Origin of the sequence: Lactobacillus leichmannii, from assembly GCF_024701915.1 — a bacterium.
Lineage (GTDB): Bacteria > Bacillota > Bacilli > Lactobacillales > Lactobacillaceae > Lactobacillus > Lactobacillus delbrueckii.
In genome coordinates, this window is the sequence record NZ_QOCY01000046.1 from 64,541 (window position 1) to 89,123 (window position 24,583).

General features: G+C 52.2%; 27 protein-coding genes and 1 riboswitch. Of the genes, 8 read left to right on the plus strand and 19 right to left on the minus strand.

Going from position 1 to position 24,583, the window contains the following annotated elements; genetic code table 11:
• Positions 1-51 precede the first annotated feature (51 nt).
• The 12 genes from hbs to DS743_RS06960 all read right to left on the minus strand — a co-directional run bounded on the left by hbs (position 52) and on the right by DS743_RS06960 (position 9,537).
• Positions 52-327 (minus strand): non-specific DNA-binding protein Hbs, encoded by a 276-nt coding sequence (gene hbs / locus DS743_RS06905; protein ID WP_002877566.1) that lies wholly within the window; start codon positions 325-327, stop codon positions 52-54.
• A gap of 203 nt (positions 328-530) precedes the next feature.
• Positions 531-1,838, minus strand: a complete 1,308-nt coding sequence (gene der, locus DS743_RS06910) for a ribosome biogenesis GTPase Der (RefSeq protein WP_003617643.1) — start codon at positions 1,836-1,838, stop codon at positions 531-533.
• Positions 1,839-1,914: 76 nt separating this feature from the next.
• The gene (rpsA, locus tag DS743_RS06915; protein ID WP_003617641.1) at positions 1,915-3,120 is read right to left on the minus strand and encodes a 30S ribosomal protein S1; all 1,206 of its coding nucleotides are present in this window, start codon (positions 3,118-3,120) and stop codon (positions 1,915-1,917) included.
• Positions 3,121-3,208: 88 nt separating this feature from the next.
• Positions 3,209-3,886: a (d)CMP kinase gene (gene cmk, locus DS743_RS06920; RefSeq protein WP_035185434.1), complete on the minus strand. Its 678-nt coding sequence runs from the start codon at positions 3,884-3,886 to the stop codon at positions 3,209-3,211.
• Between the two features lie 52 nt (positions 3,887-3,938).
• The gene (locus tag DS743_RS06925; RefSeq protein ID WP_035185436.1) at positions 3,939-4,334 is read right to left on the minus strand and encodes a LysM peptidoglycan-binding domain-containing protein; all 396 of its coding nucleotides are present in this window, start codon (positions 4,332-4,334) and stop codon (positions 3,939-3,941) included.
• Between the two features lie 110 nt (positions 4,335-4,444).
• Positions 4,445-5,149, minus strand: a complete 705-nt coding sequence (locus tag DS743_RS06930) for an ECF transporter S component (protein ID WP_035185438.1) — start codon at positions 5,147-5,149, stop codon at positions 4,445-4,447.
• Positions 5,150-5,229: 80 nt separating this feature from the next.
• Positions 5,230-5,345: riboswitch (FMN riboswitch) on the minus strand.
• Positions 5,346-5,370: 25 nt separating this feature from the next.
• Positions 5,371-6,090 (minus strand): pseudouridine synthase, encoded by a 720-nt coding sequence (locus tag DS743_RS06935; protein ID WP_002877577.1) that lies wholly within the window; start codon positions 6,088-6,090, stop codon positions 5,371-5,373.
• A complete protein-coding gene (gene scpB / locus DS743_RS06940) occupies positions 6,090-6,692 on the minus strand; it encodes an SMC-Scp complex subunit ScpB (RefSeq protein ID WP_013439396.1) in 603 nt (200 codons plus the stop codon). Before scpB ends, DS743_RS06935 begins: the two co-directional genes overlap by 1 nt.
• Positions 6,682-7,416, minus strand: a complete 735-nt coding sequence (locus tag DS743_RS06945; protein ID WP_035185440.1) for a segregation and condensation protein A — start codon at positions 7,414-7,416, stop codon at positions 6,682-6,684. The genes scpB and DS743_RS06945 overlap by 11 nt, the downstream gene beginning before the upstream one ends.
• On the minus strand, positions 7,406-7,759 hold the full coding sequence (locus tag DS743_RS06950) for a hypothetical protein (RefSeq protein WP_035185442.1): 354 nt from the start codon (positions 7,757-7,759) through the stop codon (positions 7,406-7,408). The genes DS743_RS06945 and DS743_RS06950 overlap by 11 nt, the downstream gene beginning before the upstream one ends.
• Positions 7,760-7,769: 10 nt before the next feature.
• Entirely contained in the window at positions 7,770-8,666 is an 897-nt protein-coding gene (gene xerD, locus DS743_RS06955; RefSeq protein WP_080730918.1) for a site-specific tyrosine recombinase XerD, read from the minus strand.
• Positions 8,659-9,537, minus strand: coding sequence for a CvfB family protein (locus tag DS743_RS06960; protein WP_035185446.1), 879 nt, complete (start codon positions 9,535-9,537; stop codon positions 8,659-8,661). Before DS743_RS06960 ends, xerD begins: the two co-directional genes overlap by 8 nt.
• Positions 9,538-9,727: 190 nt before the next feature.
• Between DS743_RS06960 and DS743_RS06965 the strand changes: the two genes are divergently transcribed.
• Together DS743_RS06965 and DS743_RS06970 are read left to right on the plus strand one after the other, a co-directional pair.
• Positions 9,728-10,150: an acyltransferase family protein gene (locus DS743_RS06965; protein WP_003617623.1), complete on the plus strand. Its 423-nt coding sequence runs from the start codon at positions 9,728-9,730 to the stop codon at positions 10,148-10,150.
• On the plus strand, positions 10,078-10,617 hold the full coding sequence (locus tag DS743_RS06970) for an ATP-binding cassette domain-containing protein (RefSeq protein WP_231128323.1): 540 nt from the start codon (positions 10,078-10,080) through the stop codon (positions 10,615-10,617). The genes DS743_RS06965 and DS743_RS06970 overlap by 73 nt, the downstream gene beginning before the upstream one ends.
• Positions 10,618-10,832: 215 nt before the next feature.
• Here DS743_RS06970 and pyk read toward each other — a convergent pair whose 3' ends face one another.
• The 3 genes from pyk to dnaE form a co-directional block, all read right to left on the minus strand.
• Positions 10,833-12,602, minus strand: coding sequence for a pyruvate kinase (pyk, locus tag DS743_RS06975; RefSeq protein ID WP_035185448.1), 1,770 nt, complete (start codon positions 12,600-12,602; stop codon positions 10,833-10,835).
• 39 nt (positions 12,603-12,641) lie between these two features.
• Positions 12,642-13,601 carry a 6-phosphofructokinase gene (gene pfkA, locus DS743_RS06980; RefSeq protein WP_002877605.1) on the minus strand — a complete coding sequence of 320 codons (960 nt, stop codon included), beginning with the start codon at positions 13,599-13,601 and terminating at the stop codon, positions 12,642-12,644.
• A 208-nt stretch (positions 13,602-13,809) separates the two neighbouring features.
• The gene (gene dnaE / locus DS743_RS06985) at positions 13,810-17,304 is read right to left on the minus strand and encodes a DNA polymerase III subunit alpha (RefSeq protein WP_035185450.1); all 3,495 of its coding nucleotides are present in this window, start codon (positions 17,302-17,304) and stop codon (positions 13,810-13,812) included.
• 119 nt (positions 17,305-17,423) lie between these two features.
• Between dnaE and DS743_RS06990 the strand changes: the two genes are divergently transcribed.
• The 4 genes from DS743_RS06990 (at position 17,424) to proC (ending at position 20,875) form a co-directional block, all read left to right on the plus strand.
• Entirely contained in the window at positions 17,424-17,624 is a 201-nt protein-coding gene (locus DS743_RS06990; RefSeq protein WP_003617612.1) for a YjzD family protein, read from the plus strand.
• Between the two features lie 117 nt (positions 17,625-17,741).
• Positions 17,742-18,818 carry a glutamate 5-kinase gene (proB, locus tag DS743_RS06995; RefSeq protein WP_072544212.1) on the plus strand — a complete coding sequence of 359 codons (1,077 nt, stop codon included), beginning with the start codon at positions 17,742-17,744 and terminating at the stop codon, positions 18,816-18,818.
• Positions 18,819-18,840: 22 nt separating this feature from the next.
• Positions 18,841-20,088 carry a glutamate-5-semialdehyde dehydrogenase gene (locus tag DS743_RS07000; protein ID WP_035185454.1) on the plus strand — a complete coding sequence of 416 codons (1,248 nt, stop codon included), beginning with the start codon at positions 18,841-18,843 and terminating at the stop codon, positions 20,086-20,088.
• A 13-nt stretch (positions 20,089-20,101) separates the two neighbouring features.
• Positions 20,102-20,875 carry a pyrroline-5-carboxylate reductase gene (proC, locus tag DS743_RS07005; protein ID WP_002877626.1) on the plus strand — a complete coding sequence of 258 codons (774 nt, stop codon included), beginning with the start codon at positions 20,102-20,104 and terminating at the stop codon, positions 20,873-20,875.
• Positions 20,876-20,950: 75 nt separating this feature from the next.
• On the opposite strand, the gene DS743_RS07010 is transcribed toward proC, so the two are convergent.
• From DS743_RS07010 to DS743_RS07020, 3 genes are all read right to left on the minus strand, one after another.
• Positions 20,951-21,316, minus strand: coding sequence for a GntR family transcriptional regulator (locus tag DS743_RS07010; protein WP_072544213.1), 366 nt, complete (start codon positions 21,314-21,316; stop codon positions 20,951-20,953).
• Positions 21,250-21,504, minus strand: coding sequence for a hypothetical protein (locus DS743_RS07015; RefSeq protein ID WP_231519810.1), 255 nt, complete (start codon positions 21,502-21,504; stop codon positions 21,250-21,252). The genes DS743_RS07010 and DS743_RS07015 overlap by 67 nt, the downstream gene beginning before the upstream one ends.
• Positions 21,505-21,605: 101 nt before the next feature.
• On the minus strand, positions 21,606-22,169 hold the full coding sequence (locus DS743_RS07020; RefSeq protein WP_002879208.1) for a TIGR01440 family protein: 564 nt from the start codon (positions 22,167-22,169) through the stop codon (positions 21,606-21,608).
• A gap of 147 nt (positions 22,170-22,316) precedes the next feature.
• Between DS743_RS07020 and DS743_RS07025 the strand changes: the two genes are divergently transcribed.
• Positions 22,317-22,529 (plus strand): hypothetical protein, encoded by a 213-nt coding sequence (locus tag DS743_RS07025; protein WP_035185463.1) that lies wholly within the window; start codon positions 22,317-22,319, stop codon positions 22,527-22,529.
• Positions 22,522-22,647, plus strand: coding sequence for a hypothetical protein (locus tag DS743_RS07030; RefSeq protein ID WP_013439384.1), 126 nt, complete (start codon positions 22,522-22,524; stop codon positions 22,645-22,647). The genes DS743_RS07025 and DS743_RS07030 overlap by 8 nt, the downstream gene beginning before the upstream one ends.
• Here the strand turns inward: DS743_RS07030 and DS743_RS07035 are convergent.
• A complete protein-coding gene (locus tag DS743_RS07035; protein WP_035185466.1) occupies positions 22,644-24,554 on the minus strand; it encodes an SNF2-related protein in 1,911 nt (636 codons plus the stop codon). The two genes, DS743_RS07030 and DS743_RS07035, sit on opposite strands and share 4 nt — an antisense overlap.
• Between the last annotated feature and the right edge of the window lie 29 nt (positions 24,555-24,583).

The following is a 24,583-nucleotide window of genomic DNA, read 5'->3' on the forward strand; positions in this document are numbered from 1 at the left end:
AACAAAAAAACGCCAGAAATACCGGCGTTTCTTTATTTTAAAGCGCGTCAATTACTTAACAGCGTCCTTAAGAGCCTTACCTGGCTTAAATGCAGGAACCTTGCTTGCTGGAATTTCAATTTCAGCACCAGTTTGTGGGTTGCGGCCCTTGCGAGCTGCACGGTCACGTACTTCGAAAGTGCCGAAGCCGATCAGTTGCACCTTTTCGCCCTTAGCCAAGTCTTCTTGGATTGCTTCGAAAACCGCGTCAACAGCTTCTGAAACGTCCTTCTTAGTCAACTTAGTCTTTGCAGCTACTTCTGAAACTAATTCTGCCTTATTTGCCATGTGGAATTCACCTCCTATAAATTAGACTCGCGTCTAATCACTTCATTTCTCTTGTAGAAATGAGGGACACTGAGCGCTTGCTGCATTCAATTAATTCCCTGCTCTCTAAAATATCACAAGAACGTTGTCCCTACAAGGCTTTTAGCCCGCGGCTTAGCACTTTTTCAAGAGAATGTCACAAATTGAAAAAGAAAAGCCCGGTCCTACTTCCGCTTACGCGGCAGGATCTTGATCGGGGTCCCGGTGAAGTCGAAATTCTCCCGCAGCTGGTTGATCAAAAAGCGCTGGTAGGAGAAGTGCATCAGTTCTGGATCGTTGCAGAAAACAACGAAAGTCGGCGGATTGGTCTTGACCTGGGTCATGTAGTAGACCCGTAGCCGCTTGCCCTTGACCATCGGCGCCGGCACCAAGCGGCTGGCTTCCAGGAGCAGGTCGTTTAAGACGGATGACTGGATCCGCTGGTTCTTGTTCTCGTAAACTTCCTTGACCATCTTTGGCAATTGGTCGATGTTCTTGCCGGTCTTGGCCGAAACAAAGACAATTGGGGCATAGTCCAGGTAGGAGAATTCTTCCCGGATCACCGCTTCAAAGTCCTTGCCGGATGAAGAGTCCTTCTTCGGCAAGTCCCACTTGTTGACGGCGATAATCATCCCCAGGCCCGCTTCATGGGCGTAGCCGGCCACGTGCTTGTCCTGCTCTCTGATCCCGGTGCTGGCATCCAGGACCAGGATGGCCACGTCTGACCGTTCCATGGCGCTCATCGCCCGCATGACGGAGTACTTTTCAGTCTTCTCATAGACCTTGCCCCGCCGTCTGATCCCGGCTGTGTCAACAACCCGGAACTTGGTTCCATCCTTGACGAATGGCGTGTCAATGGCGTCTCTGGTCGTCCCTTCTTCGTTGGCCACAATCACCCGTTCTTCGCCCAACAGGCGGTTGACGATGGATGACTTGCCCACGTTTGGCCGGCCGATCACGCTGAAGGAGATAACCCCTTCTTCGGTCTTTTCGGCATCGGCCGGGAAGTTCTTGACTACTTCGTCCAGCAGGTCACCGATCCCCGTCCCGTGGGAACCGGAAACCGGGATTGGGTCGCCCAAGCCCAAGCTATAGAAGTCATAGATATCGGTCCGCTGCTCAGGGTTGTCTGCCTTGTTAACGGCCAAAAGAACTGGCTTATCGGCCCGGTAGAGCAGGTGGGCGATCCGTTCATCCAGACTGGTCACCCCCTGGCTGGCATCGGCCAGCATGACGATGACGTCGGCCTCTTCAATAGCGATTTCCGCCTGGGCCCGGATTTCTTCGTCAATCGTACTGTCTTCCCAGGTAATCCCCCCGGTGTCGATGATGCTGAACTGGTGGCCCATCCAGCTGGCCCGGGCATAGTTCCGGTCCCGGGTCACGCCTGGCCGGTCTTCCACGATCGCCACCCGTTCATTGATAATCCGGTTGAACAGGGTTGACTTGCCCACGTTTGGCCGCCCTACGATGGCAACAATTGGTAATGGCATCTTTTCACCTCTTTTGCTTTCTATTGATTATTGTCAAACAAAAAGACCGACCAACGGTCGGTCTTTTTAGTGCTGATTAACGGTTCTTAAGTTGGTCACCGATCATGTCACCAAGCGAGAAGCCGTTGTCGTCGTTGTTCATGTACTTGCGAGCAAATGCGTCGTTGTTTGATGAACGACGTGCGCGAGGTCTGTCGTTTGATGAAGAAGCGTTCTCTGGATCAGCTTGCTTAATTGACAGGGAGATTCTTCTTTTACTTGGGTCAATGTTAAGAACCTTAACCTTGACCTTTTGACCTACAGTCAAGACGTCGCTTGGCTTGTCAACGTGCTTGTATGAAATTTCTGAAACGTGTACCAAGCCTTGGATGCCGTCAGCAACTTCAACAAAGGCACCGAAGTTGGTCAAAGACTTAACTTCGCCTTCAATTACATCGCCTTCGTTCAAGCTTGAAGTAGCTTGTTCGAATGGGGATGGTTCAGTTTGCTTGATTGACAGGGAGATACGGTGACGGTCATTGTCGATGCCAATAACCTTAACCTTAACATCTTGGCCAACCTTCAAGACGTCGCTTGGCTTGTCAACGTGCTTGTATGAAATTTCTGAGATGTGTACCAAACCGTCAACGCCGCCGATATCAACGAATGAACCAAAGTTGGTCAAGCGTGATACCCGGCCTTCAACTACGTCGCCGACAACCAGTTGTGAAGCAACGTTTTCAAAGGCTTGTTCGCGTTCTTCTTCGATCAGTTCCTTGTGGGAAAGGATCAGACGGTTCTTAGCCGGGTCGATTTCAGTAATCTTAACCTTGATAGTCTTACCGATGTAAGGCTTAAGGTCTGAAACGAAGCGGTTTGAGATCAAGCTTGCTGGCAAGAAGCCGCGGGTGCCGACATCAACGAGCAAACCACCGCGAACTGATGAAGTAACCTTACCTTCGATAGTCTTGCCTTCTTCGAAGTCCTTTTGCAGCTTGTCGTAAGCTTCACGTTCCTTAACGCGGGTTACTGAGAAGAAAAATTCACCGTTTTCCTTGTCACCGCCTGCACGACGAACTACGTAAACCTTGAAGGTATCACCTAGCTTAACTTCGTCACGCAAGTTGACACTACGGTCGTTGGTGAAATCACGGCGAGTGATTACACCTTCAACGCCGGCGCCTTGAACACCAACGTTAATTTGGCCATCTTCAACGCTCAAAACGTTAACGTCAACGATGTCGCCTGCCTTAACTTCTTGCATTTGAGCAAGAGCATCTAAAAATTGATTGTTTTCTGACATAAATACAAAATGCCTCCCTGTTTATTCGTTCTCTATTTTACCAAAAAATAGATGAATTTGCTACTATTTTACCAGACTTTTTTTGAATTTACTTGCTGGTATTTGTTTTTTTAGCAATTTCGGCCAAGATAGCGGCAACAACCTGGTCAATCGTTAAATTAGTTGAATCGATTTCGATTGCATCCGCTGCCTTCTTCAAAGGTGAAACTTCACGGTGGGAGTCAAGGTAGTCCCGCTTGGCGATATCAGCTTCGATTTCCTCAACCGTCTGCTTGGCCTCAATCCCCTTTTTCTGCCAGTCCAAAAGCCGTCTTTCTGCTCTAGACCGGGCGCTGGCAACCAGGAAGATCTTGACTTCAGCCTCAGGCAAAACCGTGGTCCCGATGTCGCGGCCGTCCATGATCACGTTGGTTGATCCGGCAAGTTTTCTTTGCAAGTCAACCATCTTGCTTCTGACCCCCGGCAGGGCTGAGACCTGGGAGACATTAGCTGTGATTTCCGGGGTCCGGATTTCCAAAGACACGTCTTCCCCGGCTACCAGAACCTTCTGGCCGCTTTCGCCGGGCTCTAAAACGATGCCGTCTTCGTCGATCGCCTTTAAAATCCCGGCTTCATCCCCATAGTCCAGGCCGTGCTTGCGGGCGATAAAAGTACATGCCCGGTACATAGCACCCGTGTCGATATAAACGAATGACAGCTTATTGGCCACAATCTTGGCCACCGTGCTCTTACCTGCTGAAGCAGGTCCATCAATTGCTACTTGCATAACATCAAAATGAAGCGACTCGTATCGCTTCAATCCTTTCCAATAAATTCAGCTATTTGGCTTGCTTGATCTTCAGTTTCTGACCAACTGCCAGGGTTGAGCTGGTATCCAGACCATTTTGCTCAGCCAGCTCTTCGGCGCTTATGCCGTACTTCTGGGCGATCGCGGCCCAGCTGTCGCCAGCCTTGACCACGTAAGTCTTGACCTTGGGAGCAGGCTTGGCCTTGCTAGTCTTTTCAGCGGCCGGCTTGGGCTTGGCCTGCTCTTTCTTTGCTTGCGGAACGGCGTAGTCACTGTTTTGACTGGTGATCAGCGGCACGGCTGCCAAGGCCATCATAACCGCGATCAAGAGGGCCGTCCACCACGACGCCTGCTTGTTCTTGCGCTCTTCTCTGACCGCTTGCTGGCGGGCCAGACGTGACAAGGGCTTTTGGGCATTTTGATCCATCTAGCTTCCCCCCTTTAAGCTTACATTTTAACATAAAACCAGGTGCTAATTGAAAAGAAAAGGCCTTCCTTAAGGAAAGCCTCATCTAATATTTTATTTGTCTTTTCGCATTAGTACTTGCTGGAAACGCTGAAGTGCTTGATCACGAATGGCTTGATCGTCTTTAAGACAGATTCAAAGAGGATGTAGACCACAACTGAGTTGATGGCCCCCTTGATCAAGTTGAATGGGACGATGATGCCCATGATGTAGCTGGACATGCTTGGAATGTGCAGCATCTTGCCCAGGTAAGTCTGTTCAGTAAAAGTGAGCAGCTGAGCGTAGCTCATGTGCATCCCCGCTGCCTGCGGCACTGAAGTGTAGGCGTAAACCGGAGTCAAGAGGAACTGGTTGGTCAAAGCCATGACCACCGTCAATGACAAAACGCCCAAAAGCAGGCCCAGGGCCGGCAGCAGGTAGCCCTTCAGGCTCTTTCTGTCTTCTTCCTTGACTGAGCCAGCCAGGAAGTAAAACGGCAGGGCAAAGGCCATTGAAGCCAGGAAGGCAGCCAGTTCACCGACCAGTGACGGGAGGGCAAAGCCGGCAAAGATCAAGGACAAGAGGCACTTGATCGCGGCTACGGCCACCCCGCCGCCGATGCCGAAGATAAAGGTGGTAATGACCACGATGACGTCTGAGAAGTCCATCTTCAAAAAGCTGACACCCGGCATGATCGGGAATTCAAACTTCATAACCACAAAGGCGATGGCCCCGATCATGGCATAAGCGAGCCAGTTGCTGACTGATTTATCTGTCCGTTTGTTAGTAGCTTCCATATTAACATACCTCCATTAAAAAAGTCCGTTGCCTCGAAGAGCAACAGACCTTTCTTAGTAAGCATGCTTATTATTCCAGCGTCTGCCTTCTTCCATCTAGACTATAACTATCGGTAGCTTTACAGCATTCAACCACTCGCGTGGCTCGCGGACTTGCACCGCCGGTCGGGATTTTCACCCTGCCCCGAAGACAACTTGTATTTTTTGATTACGTTTACATTCTAATCCACTTGCTTGAGTCTGTCAACTTCTTTGTGGTTTAATTCCCGGTACTGTCCGGATGTAAGGCCTTGCAAGTCCAGGAAGGAGTAGCGTTCTCTGGACAATTTGTCAACCAGGTGATTAACAGCTTTAAACATTTCCTTGACCTGGTGGTAGTGGCCTTCATGGATGGTCAGCTGGACGATCTGGGTCTGGGCCCGGGGATTGGTCTTCAAAACCTTGACTCGGGCCGGCTTGGTCTTGTAGCGGCCGATCTGGACCCCCTTCTTCAAGGCCTTGATTTCATCTGGCTGCAGAATGCCCTTGATCTTAGCCACGTAGACCTTGTCAACTTCGTTTCTCGGGTGCATGAGCAGGTTGGCCAGTTCCCCGTCATTGGTCATCAAGAGCAGGCCGGAAGTGTCGTAGTCCAAGCGGCCAACCGGGTAAAGGCGGTATGGCAAATCTGTAAAGTAGTCTGCCACCGTCTTGCGGCCCTTGTTATCCTTAACCGCGGAGATCACGCCCCGGGGTTTGTAAAAGAGATAAGTATGGTGGCTTTCTCTTTCAATCGGCTGGTTGTCAACAACAACTTGTTCAATCGAGCTGACCTTGGTCCCCAGCTTGGTTACCACTTGCCCGTCGACTCTGACCCGGCCGGCCAGGATCATTTTTTCCGCTTCTCTTCTGGAAGCGATCCCCGCCTGGGCGATCACTTTTTGCAAACGTTCTTCCGCCATTATAAATCCTCCATCTTCTGCAATGCTTTATCAGCCGTGCCGTTTTCGGCAAACAGGTCTACCTGGCCGTCGGCATCAAAGCTGCTGTCTTCAAAATTCTCAATTACCGGCAGATCCGCCAGGGACTTGTAGCCAAAGTACTGGAGGAAATAATCGGTCGTCACGTACAGCTTGGGGTGGCCCGGGGCGTCCTTAACCCCCTGGGCCTTGACCAGGCCCCGCCAAACCAGGGTCTGCAGGGCACCAGAAGAGTTGACCCCCCGGATTTCATCGATCTCAATTCTGGTAATCGGCTGCCGGTAGGCCACGATCGCCAGAATTTCCAAGGCTGACTGGCTGATATTCTTGGTCAGGTCCTTATTGAAATAGGCTTCCACCAGGTCGCTGACTTCCCCGCTGGTCGTTAATTTATATTCGTCGTTGATTTCCAAAAGCTGCAGGCCGCAGTCCGGATCACTGGCCAGTTTTTCCTGCAGCCTTTTGGCCAGACTCTCAATTTCCGGGTCCGCCAGCTGCAGCAGGTCCCGCAGCTGCTCTTTCTTGATCCCGCCGTCGCCGGCCACATAAAGGAGGGCTTGCAGCTGGGCTATTTTACTCGTCATGCTTGCTCCTTTCTATTTCCAAGTCGCCAAAGCGGCGCTTTTGCCTAACTTTCAAGTACTGGTCCTTGGCCAGTTCCAAAATTGCCAAAAAAAGGCCAACTAGGTCGGCCAGGCTTTCCACCTGGTCAGTCAAGGCAAAAAAGCTGACCCGGCCCTGCCGCTCTAAAACTTCCTTTAGCCAGGCAATCATTTCCTGGATCGGCCGGCCGGTCAAGGTCACCTGGGCATGGTCGTTCCTTTTCTTAAAGCGGCGCATAGCCAAAATAAAGCTGGCCGTGAGGTCCTGCTGGCTTATTTGCCCTAAAGGCAGGGGCTGAACCTTGGCCCCTACAGCCACGCTGGGCTCCTTGGCGGCCAAAACTGGTACCTCGTCATTTCTGACCTTGAAGTAGGCCGAAATCTTTTTAAAGACGGAATACTGAACCAGTTGCTCAACCAGTTCTTCCCGGGGGTCGGCAAATTCTTCTTCTGTCTCGACAAAGTCGTTTTTCGGCAGCAGATACTGGGACTTGATCCGCAGCAAGGTTGCCGCCATCACGAAATATTCCCCGGCTAGTTGCAGGTTCAGCCGCTGCATCTGCTGGAGGTAGTCCAAGTACTGCTGGGTAATCCGGGCGATCGGGATGTCATAGATGTCTAATTCCTGCGACCGAATCAGGTGGAGCAAAAGGTCCAGGGGGCCTTCAAAATTCGGTAGCTCAATGGTCATGCCCTCATTCATCATTGTTCAAGTACTTCATCAAATAGGTATATTCCGGAACCGTCATTACTTTCTGCTTGCCAGCTTCCTGGGCCAGTTCCCGCATGATTTCCGAAAAATGCTCATCGTCCCGGAAACCCGGTGCTAAAGACAAATAGCGCAGGACCAGGCAGCCGACCCCGGTCTCGCAGCCCGCCAGGCCGACGATGTTTTGGTTCTCGTCCCGGTAAAGGTAGAGCTGGTGGGCCGGGTCTTCAGCGTAGAGCTGCATCTCTTCCTTCAAATTCTGCAGGTTCTTGAAATCCGGCAGATAGGACAAGAGACCCATGGCGACTTTTTCATAATCTTTCTTATATGGTACTAGCATATGATCACCTCTAAATGCGGGGATGGGTCTTTTGGTAGACGTCCAGGATATGCTTCTGGGTCAGATTAGTATAGATTTGGGTCGTGGAAATGTCTGTATGGCCCAGGATTTCCTGCACCACCCGCAAATCCGCCCCATGCTCCAGCAAATGGGTCGCGAAGCTGTGGCGGAGGGTGTGGGGAGTCACATCCTTAGCAATGCCGGCCTGCTGGCAGTACTTCTTGATCTTCTGCCAGACAGCCTGCCGGGTCAATTGCCCGCCCCGGCTGTTTAAGAACAGGTAGTCGCTGCTCTTGCCCCGCTTTAAAAGCTGCTGGTCCCTGACAGGCAGATAACGCTTAATCCAGTCTAAGGCCAGGGCGCTCACCGGAATAAGCCGTTCCTTATTCCCCTTGCCCAGGACTTTGATCAGCTGCAGGTCGGCATGGACATCGGCTAATTGCAAGTTGACCGCTTCGCTGACCCGCATCCCCGTCGCGTAAAGCAGTTCCACAAGGGCCCGGTCGCGGATTCCTAAATCCGTAGTCAGATCTGGCTGGTCTAAGAGCTTGCCCACTTCAGCCTCAGTCAAAGCCAAGGGCATCCGCTTCTCCCGCTTGGGAGCATCAATCTGGCTCATGGGGTCCAGGGCGATCAGCTGCTGGCGGACCAGCCACTGGTAAAAGCGGCTCAGGGTCGACACCAGCCGGCTGATAGAGCTGTTAGCCTTGCCCAAGTCCCGCTCTTTAGCTAAAAAAGCATCAATTTCCACGGCTTCCAGCGGCCAAGCGGGCATCTGCTCTTCTTTGACAAAGGCCAGAAACTCCAGCAAATCCTGATGGTAGGCCGCGATGGTATTCGGACTGAGTCCCCGCTCAATCTGACTGTAGCGCAGATAATCGTTTATCTGCTCAGCGAGCTTATTCATCCGCCTCATCCTTAATCAGCTTGATCGTGCCGGCTTCCTTGTCCTGGCTGACCAGGCCCCGCTTGATCAAGTTGCCTAAGGCCCGCTTAAAGGCAGACTTGGAGATGCCGAAATAGTCCTTGATGGCCTGGGCCTCGCTCTTGTCGCTAAATGGCAGGGTCTTGTCGCCCTTGCGGCGCAAAGACATCATGATCATAGCCGCGTCATCGTCAATTTTTTCAAAAGACCGGGGCAAAACGCTCATGTTCAAGCGGCCATACTGGCTGACCCCGATTACCCGGGCCTTGACTTCCTCACCCAGCCGCAGCGGCTGCTGCATTTGAGATTCATGGATGAAGCCCAAATAGTAGTCATTGGTCAAAACAAAGCAACCCAGGGACTTGCTGGAGTATACCCGGGCCAGCAGGTTCTTGTTGACCAGGTTGTTGGGGAAACGGACAGCGATTTGGTCAAAGACGTTTTCGTCAGCGGCCTTGGCCCAGATCCGGTCCTTGTCATCAGTTTCCAGCCGCACCAAAAGGCGGTCATCCTTTTGCGGCCAGCGGGCCGGGTCAAGTGGCAGGTCGTCCAGGGACATAACTATATCCTTATCAGGCAAGCCAATGTCCAAAAAGACCCCCAGCCCCCGCTGGACCCTGGTAACCGTGGCCCAGCCGTATTGGTCAGCCTGGGCAAAAGGCAGGAACTGGGTCATTTCCCGTTCATGTTTTTGGTTATCATAAATAAATCCCGTGATTTGCCCGCCAATTTCCGGCGTCTCTTCCTGGGTGATTTCTTCTTTCTTCAATTTGAACGTTAAGCCGTCAATCTGCACGAAATAGGCTTCAGCGTTGCTGTCAATGATTTTACCGGTCCGGATTTCTCCAAGCATAGTCTGCCTCCAACTTTACATAATTCTAACACTAGTATACGGGAACAAAGAAAGAAAATAAAGCAATTAACAATAGTTTTTCCGCCAATTCGCTGATTTTTTTCAATTCACGCATAGTTTTCTCTATTTTAAAGCAAGTTTTGACCAAGTTCTTTAATTAATCTAGGTAATCAACGAAAAGGAGGCTTACATGACCAAGAAAAAACACCTTTACGAAGTTGACCTGATGCGCTGCTTCTTTATGTTCGGCGTCGTGCTCAACCACGTGGCCAGCACATTTGCCGCAGCTTTAGGCAACAAGGCGACCCCTGCCGGCCGCTTTTTAGTATCAACCCACTTGATCCTGCACTTTCCCCGCTTCGGCTTTATGTTCATCACCGGCCTGGTTCTCTTTTTAGGCTACTGGGGCCGGCCTGAAAAACAAAACTGGCCGGTCTTCTGGAAAAAGCGCTATATCGGCAGCGGTATTCCCTACCTCTTCTGGAACGGCCTCTTTTTGGCCTTTCTCTTGCTGACCAGCGGCTCTTTTAGCTGGAACAAGTGGCTGACCGGCTGGCTGGAAGCCATCAGCAAGGGCAGCCAGTTCTACTTCAGTCCACCCTCCTGCGCCTAATCGCCGGCCTGGAAGCACCGACAGCCGGGGAAATCACCATGAACGGACAAAAATTATCCGGCCTCAACCAGCAGGCCCAGGTCATGTTCCAAGATGATCGCCTTTTGCCTTGGAAGACCGTCCTGGTCAACCTGCTCATGACCGGCAATGACCCGGACAAGGCCAAGCGCCTTTTAGCCCGGGTGGGCCTGGAAAAATACGCTGACGCCTACCCGGCCACCCTGTCCGGGGGGCAGCGACAAAGAGCTGCTTTAGCCAGAGTCCTCCTGTCCTCTACCCAGCTCCTGCTTTTGGACAACCCCCTCGGAGCCCTTGATGCCTTGACCAGATCCAAGATGCAGGAGCTCATCCTCCAGGTCTGCAAGGAAGAGGGCATCACCACAGTGCTCGTTACCCACGACGTCCGGGAAGCCACCATCATGACCAACAAGATCTGGGTCATCAAAGCGCTTTTTCCTCCCTGTTAAACAGCCCATATCAGTCTTCTAAGGTCGGCTATGCTTTTTGGGTAGATTAAGTTTGCAGACGATTTAAAGCGGCTCAGCAGTTTAAAATACCTCTTCTGCCTTAGCTATATTCAAGGCAATCATTAAAGAAAGCAGAGAAAAAATTGGCAAAGAAAAAGAGCTCAATCGATTGATTGAACTCTTTCTTCTGTGGTTGTCAGACTTGCAATCCTAGATTACAGGTTTGAAACTTCACCTTGGTAAATTGCGCCGCGACGTGCGTCAACAGTCAAAGTTGAGCCGTCAGCGATCTTTGAAGTTGCGTCAGCAGCACCGACAACAACTGGAATGCCGAGTGATACGCCGACAACAGCTGCGTGGCTGGTCAAGCCGGAAGCTTCAACGATCATACCGCTGGCCTTCTTGATAGCTGGCATGTAGTCCTTGTCAGTAGTCTTAGCTACCAGGATGTCGCCTTCGTGAACCTTATTGTTGGCTTCTTCAGCGCTGTTCGCAACAACAGCCTTGCCGATAACTGAGCCAGTGCCTACGCCCAAACCTTGAGCAAGTTGGTTGCCGATGATTTGCAGCTTCATCAAGTTAGTAGTACCTGATTGGCCGAATGGTACGCCGGCAACGATGATTACCAGGTCGCCATCCTTAACGAAACCGTGTTCCTTAGCTACGCGGGCAGCTTCTTCGAACATTTCGTCAGTGTTTGAAGGTCGCTTTGCCAAAACTGGTTCAACGCCCCAAACGATACCCAATGAGTGTTGGATCTTTTCGTCGAAAGTCAAGGCAACGATGGTTGCGTCTGGACGGTACTTGGAGATCATACGAGCTGTGTAGCCGGAGCTAGTAGCAGTGATGATAGTCTTAACGCCCAGTTCTTGAGCAGTGCGGACAACTGATTCGCCGATAGCTTCAGTAACGTTTGAGCCCTTGTATTCTTCAAAGCGTTGCAGAGCCAGAGTGTTCCGGGTGTCCATTTCCTTTTCAGTCCGAACATTGATGTCGTGCATAGCTTGAACTGATTCTACTGGGTACAAACCGTTTGCTGATTCTCCTGACAGCATAGTTGCGTCAGTACCGTCAAGAACGGCGTTAGCAACGTCAGTTACTTCGGCACGGGTTGGACGTGGGTTTTCTTGCATTGAGTCCAGCATTTGAGTAGCAGTGATAACTGGCTTGCCCAAAGCGTTGCACTTCTTGATCAAAGTCTTTTGAACAAATGGCACGTTGATGAATGGGATTTCAACACCCATGTCACCACGGGCAACCATCAAACCATCTGAAACTTGCAAGATTTCGTCGATGTTGTCAATACCTTCTTGTGATTCAATCTTTGGGAAGATCTTAACGTATGGTGCGTTAGCTTCTTCGCAAAGTGCGCGAATGTCAAGAACGTCTTGAGCCTTACGTACAAAAGAAGCAAAGATGAAGTTAATACCGTGCTTCAAACCAAAGCGGATGTCGTCAGTGTCCTTTTCAGTAATCCCTGGGAGGCGGATTTCAACACCTGGAGCGTTAACACCCTTCTTTGAGCCGATGACACCAGTGTTTTGAGCTTCACAAATCAATTCGCGCTTTTCTTCGTCCTTGGCCTTGATAGTCAAACCAACAGCACCGTCGTCGATCAATACAGTGCCGCCTACGTGAGTGTCGTCGAACAGACCTGGGTAGGTAACGTGGATCATGTCCTTGTTGCCGGCCTTAGTTGCGTCCATTGACACGCGGATTTCGTCACCAGTGTTGATAGTGAACTTGCCGCCTTCTTGGTCAGTGGTTCTGATTTCAGCACCCTTGGTGTCCAAAGCGATGCCCAAAAGCTTGCCAGTCTTCTTTTCAACTTCACGAACCATGTTCATTCTTGCCAAGTGTTCTTCGTGGTCGCCGTGTGAGAAGTTGAAACGGAATACGTTTGCGCCTGCTTCGGCTAACTTGGTAATAGTTTCAATATCGTTTGAAGCTGGTCCTAAAGTACTAACAATCTTTGTTTTTTTCATCTTGAAAAAATCTCCCTAAATCAAAAACTATAAAAATAACTATCTTGATAAATCTGCGTTGAGCTTTAACAAGTCATAGTCACCCTTGTGAGACTCATCAAATAAATCAAGGATGTCGTGTGAAGTAACCTTGCCGTTTTCAATGCCGACAGCCAGGCCGCCCTTGCCTTCCAAAAGAAGGTGAACGGCCTCGCTGCCCAGCTTGGAAGCCAGCACCCGGTCAGAAACAGTTGGCGTGCCGCCCCGCTGCATGTGACCCAAAACATTGGCCCGGACGTCGAAGTCACCATGCTTCTTCAGTTCAGCCATGAATTGGTCAGCGGTCATTACGCCTTCAGCAACGACTACCACACCGTGGTCCTTACCGCTTTCCTGGGCTTGCTTGAGCCGGTTGGCGATTTCTTCGACATCATATGGTCTTTCAGGAATGACGATCGCGTCCGCCCCGCAGGCTACGCCGACGCGCATAGCGATGTCACCACAGTTGCGGCCCATTACGTTGACAATGAAGACCCGGTGGTGGCTGGAAGCAGTGTCACGGATCTTGTCGATCGCGTCCATTGCCGTCATGCAGGCCGTGTCATAGCCGATCGTGGCATCCGTGTAAGGGATGTCGTTGTCGATCGTGCCTGGCAGGCCAATTGAGTTGAAGCCGTGGCGGGTCAGCTGCAGGGCGCCATGGTAGGAACCATCCCCACCAATAACGACAACAGCATCGATGCCGTGCTTCTTCAATTGTTCAATACCAGCCAGCTGTCCTTCTTCTTCTGCAAATTCAGGATAACGCGCAGAGTAGAGGAAGGTACCGGAAACATTGATCAAGTGGGCTACGTCTTCACTTTCCAATGGGAAAATGTCGCCCGCAACCAAACCTGCAAAACCGTATCTGATACCGAAAACTTCCAAACCGTTCGCGATCGCGACTCTGGTTACGGCTCTTACGGCTGCATTCATACCAGGGGCGTCACCGCCGCTAGTCAAAATACCAATCCGTTTCATGAATTCACCTCATCATGATTTAAATTGTGTAATATCTCACATCAAATAAATCATAACATTTTTCCCGCATAAAGTCTTGTAAAATCTGGTTTAAATTCGATTTTTTCAGACTTTCGACCTGTTAGGGCTTACAAATCCCAGCCTGGCGTTTATTATTTATTTCACTAGGAGAGATTTTTTTCAAAAAAGCAAATTGGTCAAGTCATTTTCAGCGCAAATTTACCTGCTTCATGTCCCAAATTTTGAAGTCCAGGCTCTCTCTTTGGCCTAAAGCTTCCAGCTTGAGCAGGTAGTAGTCATTTACCTGTAAATTCAAAGTTAATTTGGCCAGTTCCCCGGCAAAAAGCCAGCACCTGTAGCGGCCGGAAGAATCAGCCAGAATCAAAGTCGCCATCTTCCGTCCCCGCTTGTCTTCCTGGTAGCGGACAGCCAAAAGCTTGGCCAGTGCCAGGCCCCTTTCTTTAACCTGGAAGTCGCCTAAGCGCTTGGTCCGGTAGTGCTGGTCAAAATAACGCTCAAGAGCCAGGTCCTTAGGCTTGACGGTAACCGGCTTGACTTCTTCAGCCTGCTCGAGCTGCTTTAAGTCCAAAAGGCGCAAATCCTGCAAGATCAGCTGGTAGCCCCGGCTGTCCTTTTGGTCTTCTTTTTTGTCAACTTGCAGGAGGTAGACGGCGTTTTCTTTCAGAATTTGGGCAAAGCGGCGGTACTGGCTGGTAAAAATGGTCACCTTCTCGCTGGTCTGTCCGTCGCTAAAGACGGCGTTGCTGCCTAACTCACCGGCCCGGGCTCCCCGCTTGACCCGCCAGTTGTTTTTCTTAATGAACTGGGCAAGCACCTGCCCGGTCTCGTTTAAGGCAAGACCAGCAAAAGGCTTGGCCCCATAACGCTTGGCCAGGGCCTTGCCGGCAATTTCCAGGGGAGATGCCGTTACGGCAAAGCCCATGGCTCTTTCTTCCATAGCCACCTTTTCTGCTGCCGTCGGCATTGGCACGTTTTCTTCCTTGGCGGCTAAAAAGTCCTGCAAGACCAGGCTTTTTTGCGACAAGCGGGCAGTATTGAGCATGTTGCCGCAGTTGACCAAAAGACTGGCCCGGTTGGGACTGACCTGGTCAAAGAGGCCGGCTTCGATCAAGGGGACCAGCTGCTTTTCTTTCAACTCCTTGGTATCCAGCTGCCGCAAAAAAGCCGGGAAGCTGGTTACTGGCCGTTTTAGGGCCAGAAGCTGGTCCAAAAAGGCCGGCGTAATCCCCATAATGTCCTTTAAGCCCAGGTAGATCCGGCCTTCAAACAAGCGGGCCTCTGCCTGGCTCAAGTTGATGTCGGGCCCCAGGATCTCAACGCCGGCCTTTCTGGCCTGGCGGATGATGGCCCCTTTTTCCTTGCCCCGGCTGGCCCGGAGCTTTTCCAAGTAGAACTCCCTAGGGAAATGGACGGACAAGAAGGCCTGCCAGTAGGCCAAAAGGGCATAGGCGACGGCGTGGGAGTGGTTGAAGCCGTAGTTGGCGAAAGGCTCGATTAAGGCGTAGACTGCCTCGGCGGCTTGCCGGCTGTGTCCCTTTCTGACAGCGCCAGCGACAAACTTGCCCTTTTCTTCGGCTAAAAGGCCAGCCTGCTTTTTGGAAATCGCGTTCCGGAAGACGTCAGCCTCCGCCAGGCTGAAGCCCGCGAAAATCCGGGCCGTCTGCATGACCTGCTCCTGGTAGACGAAAATACCATAGGTCGGTCCCAGGACTTCTTTTAAGCTGGGGTCAGGATACTGAACCGGGCTGGTCCCGTTTTTCCGGGCGACGTACAAGGGGATGCTGGCGATCGGGCCCGGCCGGTAAAGGGCCACGGCGACGGACAAGTCGTCAAAAGTCCGGGGTTGGATTTTTCTTAAGACCTCCTGCATCCCGCTGGAATTAAACTGGAAAATCTGCTGGGTCTCCCCGCGGGCAAAAAGGCGCAAGGTATCCGGATCATCCAGGGGCAGCCGGGTCAAATCCAGGGGGCCGCTGGACTTTTGAATCTCTGCTAAAACGCCTTCCAAAAGTTCCAAATTGTCCAGGGTCAGAAAGTCGATCTTTAAGAGACCATACTTTTCAACGTACTTTTTGGTCTGCTCAACCGTCCACAGAGGGGCTTCTTTCCCAGTCATCAAGCCAATCTGCCTGGATAGGGGCTCTTCACTGATGACCAGGCCGGGAGCGTGGGTGCCCGTGTCTTCCGGCAGCCCTTCCAGCCTTGCGGCGGTTTGATAAAGAAGGCGGGTCAAGGGACTGGCAGCGACCAGGGCCTTAAATTCAGCCTGCTGGCCAGCTTCGGCCAAAGTTTTGGCTGCCCCCATGGCCTGCTTGAGGCGGGCGATAGCCGGCAGGGTTAAGCCAAAGACCTGGCCGGTCCGCTCAAGGACGCTTTTGGCCTTCATGGTCGTCAAGGCCAAAATCCGGGCCACCAGGTCAGAGCCCTCGCCAAAGCGGGCTTTAGCACCGTATTTTTCCTGCACGTAAGCAAAAGCCAGCTTTCGTCCGCTCGTGGTAAAGTCCAGGTCGATGTCGGGCATGTCGGCCCGGGCGGGGTTTAAGAAGCGCTCAAAGAGCAGGTCGTATTTTAAGGGGTCAATTTGGGTAATGCCTAAAGCATAGGCTACCAAGGACCCGGCAGCTGACCCCCGGCCCGGGCCGACCAGGGCGCCTCTTTGCCGGCAGTAATTGACGATGTCGCCGACGATCAAAAAGTAGTCAGCAAAGCCCATCTGCTGGATGACGGCCAGTTCCTTTTGCAAGCGGGCGTGGTAAATTCCCTGCCTAAGGCCTAATTTTTCCAGGCCGGCAAAAGCCAGCTTTTCCAAATATTGGTCGGAAGAAAGTCCTGTTGCTTGCGGAAAGACCGGCAGCTGTGGCTCCTTAAAAGGAATCTTAGCATGGCAGCTGGCCGCGATTTTGCCGCTGTTGGCCAAAGCTTCTTCTAAGCCCATTTCCCGGCAGGCATCTTCCAGGACAGGCGCGGGCCGCAGCCAATGTGACCCCTGCCCCTCCGCCATCAAGGTCAGTTCATGCTCATCCAGGACCCGTCTTTCCTTAATGGCCTGCAGGACCTTGCAAAGAAACTGGTCGCCCGGGTCTAAGTAGCGGACGTCCTCAACAACCGTGATGGGCAAGGCTGAAATTTCTGCCAGCTTTTTGACATAGGCATCATAAGCGGCCGCGGATTCAGCCGGGTAAACGCCTAAGTATAAGGGCAGGCCTTTTGGCAAAAAGGCCTGGAGCTTTTTAACATATTCCTCACCACTGTTCCTCAGTTTATTAAGCTGGCGCAGTTCGCTGGTCAGCCCGGCCGGCACGATCACGGTCAAGTCAGACAATTCGGGCAGGTCAGCCAGGCTAGGCGCCGGGCCGGCAAGGTCGCCAGAAGCGATATTTAAAAAGCTGGACAAGCGCATCAAGGACTGGTAGCCTTTTTGACTTTGAGCCAAAAAGACCAGGTCATATTCTGCTTCTTCCAATTCGATTCCCTTAAAGCGGCCCTGCAGGCCCAAAAGGGGCTTGATCCCTGCTTTTACGGCTTCCTGGTAAAAGTCGGCCAGGCCAAAAGTTACATTGATGTCCGTCAGTGCCACGGCGCTATAACCCCGCTCTTTTGCCCCCTGGACCAGGTCAGCCGTTTTCATTGGGCTGGCTAGAATGGTATTGGCCGAAATCGTCTGCAATGCTGCTATGTTCACCTTGCTCGCCCTGCCTTTCGCTTTTTGCTAGTTATTTTAATTATAGCAAAGTCCTTTTTCCACCAATTGAATTTGCTTGCCGATTCTGGTAAAATGCAGAGCGAAAGAAGGAAGATACTATGGGACGTTACATTGTTTGCATCGTCTGGGGGATGATTTTTACTTTCATCATCGGCTTCATCGGAGCCCCTCTGACCCAGAGCACGTATAACCCTGTTACCTTGTTGATCGTCGGTGCCGTATTTGGCCTGCTGTTCTCTTTGATTATTCCAAAGATCACGGCCAAGTCATACAATGACGACTCCGCGTACAGCAAATAAAACAGAGGACCACAGTGGCTAGCCTAACCGGCTAGCCCTTTTTGTTGTAATTTTTTCTATCCACGGGCAAAAGATGCTATGATTTACCTAGTCTAATTTTATTAAGGAAGTTGACTAATGAAAGATAACCTGATCGTTTTTAAAGTAGGAACCTCCTCGCTGACCAGCCCGGCCGGCGACCTGGATCCGGAGAAGATCAAAAAAATTACCCGGCAGCTGGCCCAGCTGCACCAGGCCGGCTACAAGCTGGTCCTGGTAACTTCAGGATCCATCGCGGCTGGCTTCCGCCGACTCGGCTTTGACAAACGACCCAGGAAGGTGGCCGACAAGCAGGCTGCGGCCGCTGTCGGCCAGGGGCTCTTGATCGAGGAATACACCCGCAGCCTTTTGGTCCAGGGCGTGGTTTCCGCCCAGATCCTCCTGACCCAGGACGACTTCGCTGACCAGCGCCGCTACCAAAATGCCCAGACAGCCTTGAACGTTCTTTTGAGCCGGCGGGTCATCCCCATCATCAACGAAAATGACACCATCGCCATCGATGAACTGAAAGTCGGTGACAACGACACCCTGTCAGCCCAGGTAGCCTCCCTTTTAAAGGCTGACCTCCTGGTCCTTTTGACAGATGTGTCTGGCCTGTACAGCGACAACCCCAGAAAGAACCCTGATGCCCGGCCGATCCCGATCATCAACGAGATTACCCCGCAAATTTTTGCAATGGCCGGCGGGACCGGGTCCAGCAATGGAACCGGCGGCATGGCCACCAAGATCAAAGCCGCTGACATGGCGACCAAGTCCGGCGTCCCGGTCTTCATCTGTTCAGCAGACTCCACTGCCCTGGTTGACGCCGTTCACCAGAAGAACCAGGGGACCCTTTTTACAGCCAACGAAAATGCCTTCAACCAGAAGAAGCAGTGGCTGGCCTTCTACGCTCCGGCCAAAGCCCGGGTCTACATCGACCACGGAGCCGTCCACGCCATGGCCAGGGAAGGCTCTAGCCTCCTTATTTCCGGGATCAAACAGGTCCAGGGCAACTTTAAGAAAGATGACATCGTGGAAGTCTACAGCTTGAAGAGCAAGAAGCTGATTGGCAAGGGCAAGGCCCGATTCTCCCGGCCTGTTCTTGAAGAAATTCTGGAGCAAAAGCACCCTGAAGGCATCTTCATCCACCGTGACGACTGGGTTACCACCCTTTGATTTGAGAAAGGAAAAAGAAAATATGACTGAAAGCTCAACTCAGCAACTGATGGACAGCCTGCTGGCAAACAAGGCGGCTGTCAACCTGGCGAATACTGCCGATAAGAACGAAGCCTTGGCCTTGATGGCTGACAGACTGCTGGATCATGAAGCAGAGATCATTGCTGCCAACCAGCTTGACTTGGAAAAGGCCAAGGGGCAGATTCCTGACGTCATGCTGGACCGGCTCCGCCTCACCCCAGACCGCTTAGCCGGCATGGCCAGCGGCATCCGGGCCTTGATCGACCTGCCAGATCCAGTGGGCCGCCTTTTAGGCGAGCACACGGCTGACAATGGCCTTAAGATTGAAAAACGGTCCGTGCCTTTTGGCTTGATCGGGATGATTTATGAAAGCCGGCCAAACGTCACTTCTGACGTGGCGGCCCTGGCTCTTAAGTCCGGCAATGCCGCCCTTTTGCGGTCCGGCAAGGATGCTTTTAATTCTGCTAACGCCATCATGCAGGCCTTAAAGGCGGGCTTAGCCAAAAGCAAGATCTCCCCAAAGGTGATTGAACTGGTGCAAGACACCAGCCGGCAGTCTTCCACCGAAATGATGACGGCCCGGGGCAAGATCGACCTCTTGATCCCGCGCGGGGGCAGGGGCTTGATCAGAGCGGTTGTTGACAACGCCAAAGTTCCGGTAATTGAAACCGGGACCGGGATCTGCCATATCTATGTCAACAAGGCCGCTAATTTGGACGAGGCAGTCAAGATCACGGCCAATGCCAAGATGAGCCGACCATCAGTCTGCAACGCTGCTGAAGTCTGCCTGGTTGACCAGGAAGTTGCCGCTGACTTCCTGCCCCGTTTAGCTGCAGCTTTTGCCGGCAAGGTTGAGATGCGGGCTGACGAAAGAGCCAAGGAATTTTTGCCAGAAGCTAAAGCAGCTGGCCCGGACGACTTCGACACGGAATTTTTGGACTACATTATGGCTATCAAGGTCGTGGACGGAATTGAAGAAGCGATTGACCACATCGCCAAACACTCAACCCACCACAGCGAGGCCATCGTGACTGAAGACCAAGCAGCCGCTGACCGCTTTACCCAAGCCGTCGACTCAGCCGCTGTTTACGTCAACGCTTCTACCCGCTTTACCGACGGGGGTGAATTCGGCCTGGGCTGCGAACTGGGCATTTCCACCCAGAAGATGCACGCCCGGGGGCCAATGGGCTTAAACGAACTTAACAGCTACAAGTACATCGTCCGTGGCCAGGGCCAGGTCAGAGAATAGCAAGGAGTTTTTTATGAAAGTTGGATTTATCGGTTTAGGCAACATGGGAAGCGCGATCGCCAGAGCAGTTGCCAAGTGTGATGACGTCAGCCTACTTTTGAGCAGCCACAACCCGGAAAAAGCCGGCAAGCTGCAGGCGGAAATCGGCGGCCAGCTCTTAGACAACGCGCAAGTTGCTGCTGAAAGCGACGTGGTCTTTTTAGGCGTCAAGCCTTACCAGGTGGCCAGCACCATCAAGGAAATTGGTGAAAACAGCAATAACGGCAGCATCTGGATCTCCATGGCGACCGGGGTCAGCCTGGAAACTTTGGCCAAGCTTTTGCCCGGCCACGACCTGGTCAGAATGATGCCCAACACCCCAGTAGCCATCGGCCAGGGCATGACCAGCTACACCAGCCAGAGCAGCCAGGCCAAAGATGTCTTCAAGGAATTAATGGCTCACTCCGGCAAGGTCGTGGAAATCCAGGAAGGCTTGATGGATGCCGCTACGGCAGTAGCTGGCTGCGGTCCGGCCTTCGTCTACCAGTTTATTGAAGCCCTGGGCGACGCTGGCGTGCAAAACGGTCTCTCCCGCTCCCAAGCCATTGAAATGGCCGCCCAGACGGTTTTGGGCTCAGCCCAGATGGTCCTGGCGACCGGCCAGCACCCGGCCCAGCTCAGAGATGCCGTAACTTCACCAGGCGGCTCAACCATTGCCGGCGTCGTTGAACTGGAGAAGAATGGTTTCCGCTACGCGGCCATCAGCGCAGTTAACGCGGCTCTTAAGCGGAACCAGGAATTGGGCTAAAGAGCTAGTAAATATGATAACAAAGAAATACCCACTGAAGATTTGCTTTCCTTCAGTGGGTATTTTTTCGTAAGTTTAATGGCTGGTTTCGACCATGATATAAGACCAGTTGCTGTAGAGGTTTCTTGACCGAGAATATTCAAGGTTGACCCCGGAATTGGTCCAGACGATCTGCTCGATTTCCAGAATCGGCGTGCTTTCGTTGGCCCCAAGGTACTGCCGGTCATATTTATCTGGCAGATCAGCCTTGATCCGGCGGAAGACCCCGCCAAACTTGATATGCAGCTTCTTGTGCAGGTAAGAATAGATCGACCCTTCCAAGATCCTTTTGGACAGGGCCGGCACCTGGCTGACCGGCATATAGTTATGCTCAATCACCAGGGGCTCGTCGTCCAAAAGGCGCAAGCGGATGATCTCATAAACCGGGTCATTTTCTCGCACAAGTCAGCTGACGGAAAGGCTACTTCAAACTTGATAATCTTGCTGCTCACCCGGTCACTGCCGTTTTCAGCCGACAGGCCGGCAAAAGAATTGACAGGGGAGTCATGCTGGCCCAAAAGGGTCAAGTTGGACAAGACCTTGGTTCCCAGGCCTGACTCCTTATAGACAAAGCCTTCCTGCTCCAGCAAGTCCAAAGCGCTCTTGACCGTAATCTTGCTAACCGAAAACTCCTAAGCCTATGTATTAATAGTATGGCGTCTATTATTTTTAGAAAAAATTAAATATTTTCTTACATCAAAGCCTGATCGTAGATGGCCCGCTGGCCGCCGACATACTTTGGCCGGCGGCGGGCACAGATGATTCTGGCCTCCCCGATCTTGTCCAGGGAAATTCTCAGGGGAACGACCACCGGATGCAGGTGCATCCCAATCAAGGTACCGCCAATGTCAATCCCGGCTTCCCCCCGGGCAGCAATGTCTTCTACAAGTACCGCATTTGGCATTTTCTGGTAGGCTACGGTCGCGAAAGCCCCGCCGGCATGGTTTGGCTGGGGAATAGCGTTGACCTGCTCTAAGTCATACTTTTCCATCGCTTCCCGGCTGACCACCAGGGCCCGGTTCAAGTGCTCGCAGCACTGGGCGGCCAGGAATATCCGCTTTTCCGCCAAAACTTCATTGATCCCCTGGTAAAGGGCTTCAGCAACATCAGTGCTGGTATTGGTGCCGATCGCCTCACCTAAGACCTCGCTTGAAGAGCAGCCAACCACGAAAAACTGGCCGGCCTTGATCCCGGATGCCTCGACAATTTCACTGACGGCCTGCTTGGCCTGCTTTTGAATTTCTGCTAAATCCATCTTTTTCCTCCAATCTTGTTTCTTGCTTTGCTTGCTGCCTTTATTGTAACTCAGTCAGCAGATTCTGCTGCGAGCATAAACAAATCTGTTAAAATATAGAAAAAATAATAAAAATTTCTGTTCATAATTAGTTAGGTGTTCATTACCATGCACAAACAAAGTCTGGCCCTCAAATTTTCTTTTGTCTTTGTCGTTCTTTCAATGGCTATTTCCCTGCTCACTGCTGCCTGGCAATTAGCGCAAGGCAAGTCCGGTAGCCTGCTCCTAGTCCTTGAGACTGGGGCTGGCCTGCTCTTGGTCCTTTTGCCGGCCCTTTTGTCCTTTTGCCGGCCGGGCGGCCTCACTGGACACCATGGGTGACTTGATCGCCGACCTGGCCAGCAGCCTCCTCTTCAGCTGCTGGAGCTACTGGCAGCTGAAAAACGACCGCTCCTGGCTCAAGACCTTCTTTTTCAAGAAATACAGCCCGGACGACTAGGCAAGCGTCCGCCTGACCGCCGCCAGCAAGGCCTGCTGGGAGAGATCTTTCTTTTTCAAACTGTCTAATACATGCCGGTCAATCGTTCCCTTCGTCAAAAGATGGTGAATGATGACCGGCTTTTTCTGTCCCTGCCGGTAAAGGCGGCCATTCATCTGTTGGTACTGCTCCAGGCTCCAGGGCAGGGTAAACCAGATCAGGGTATGGCCCCCTTCTTGCAGGTTAAGGCCCGCCCCGGCGCTGGCCGGCTGGACCAGCATAACCGGGATCTTGCCCTTGTTCCAGCGGCGGATCATGCCAGGTGAGCCGTCAAAAAGCTCAGCCTTGACCCCGTTTTTCCGGTAAAAGGCTAAAAGGCGGGAGGCGTCTGACTTGAAATAATAAGCGACCAGGCTGGGCGTAGCCGTATTGCTGGTTAAGTAGAAGCAGTATTCTATTTTTTCAGCAAAAATCTCCTGGTAATGCTCCCCGTCTTCTTCATAGATGGCACCACTGGCTAGTTGCCGCAGGCGGCCGGCTAAGACAGCCGCGTTTTCGGCGCTAATCTCTTGGCCAGGCAGGTCCAGGACCTGGTCTTTTTTCAGCTGCTGGTAGCTCTTTTTGGCCCTTGGAGGCATTTCCACCCAGTCCAGGCTCTCTGTCAGTTCCGGCAATTTCAGTCGGGTATTTTTCATGGAGATGACGATATCGTCGATGGCTCGGTAGATTTTTTCCTCACTTCCTGGCAAAAGCCGCCACTTGACCGGGTGGTTGTTGACCAGCAAGGTCGGCTCAAAGTACTGCTGCCGGTAGGCCGTGATGCTCCTGCCCAGCCGCTCTCCCTGGTCCAAGAGGTAGATTTGTGACCACAGGTCCTGGAGGGAATTAGGCGCCGGGGTCCCGGTCAGTTCAATCAGGCGCTGGATCCTCCCCCGCACGCTCTTTAAGGCCTTGAAGCGCTGGGAAGCCGGTGACTTGAAGGACTGGGACTCATCGATTACCACGTTTTTAAAAAGCCAGGGACCCAGGTCAACCAGCTTGCTGACCAGGTCCCGGCTGGCAAAATACAGCTGCCAGTCACCCTTGGCGGCCTTGGCCGCGGCAGCTTCATAGAGCTCTTGCCGGCCAGCTGGAGTCAGCTGGCGGCCTTTTTCATCGGTCAAAAAGGAATGGGTCTTAAACGGCAAGTTCCACTTATCAATCTCATCTTGCCAGGTCGACTTAGCCACGGTCTTTGGGGCGATCACCAAAATATGCCCCTTCATCCCCTCTTCCCGCAATTTAGCCAGGGCAGCCAGGGTCGTCAAGGTCTTGCCCAAGCCGATATCCAGGAAAATCCCGCAGTAAGGGTGGTCCATAATAAAGTTCATGCTGTAGAGCTGATAGTCATGCAGGGGCAAAGTCTGCCCGCCCAATTTAACCTGGGCATCAACCATTTTCCCGGCAAAAGACTCAGTCTTTTCTTTTGCTCCTTTCGCTTTTTTAGCTCCTTTAACTCCTTTAACTCCCTTTACTTCTTCTGCTTTATTTGCTTCATTTGGCTTTTGGGCAGCCATGATCACCCCATCCAGCTGCAATTGCCAATCGCCATTTCTCCCGGCTTGGCTGAGAGTCAAAGTCACCACTTTCCCGGCCGGGACTTCCTGGCCAAAAATCTGCTTGAGATTGCCGCCTTCTTCTTTGGCCAGCCAGGGCAGGACCCCTTCGGCCGCCTCAAAAGAAACAATTGCTCCCGGCAAATTCTTTTCTAAATGGCCGGCAACCAGCTCCCAGTCTTTCAAGGTCACGAAAGCATAGGGCTTTTGGTGGACAGGCAGGCCGGCTAATTTTTCCGCTGCCTGCACCTGCCGCAATTCTTCGGCTGAAACGAAGGAAGTCAAATGGCTCTTAACCACTTTCCCTTGCACGCGCACATTTTCTCCTGGCATACTCCACCTCCTTAAATCGCTGCTTTTAT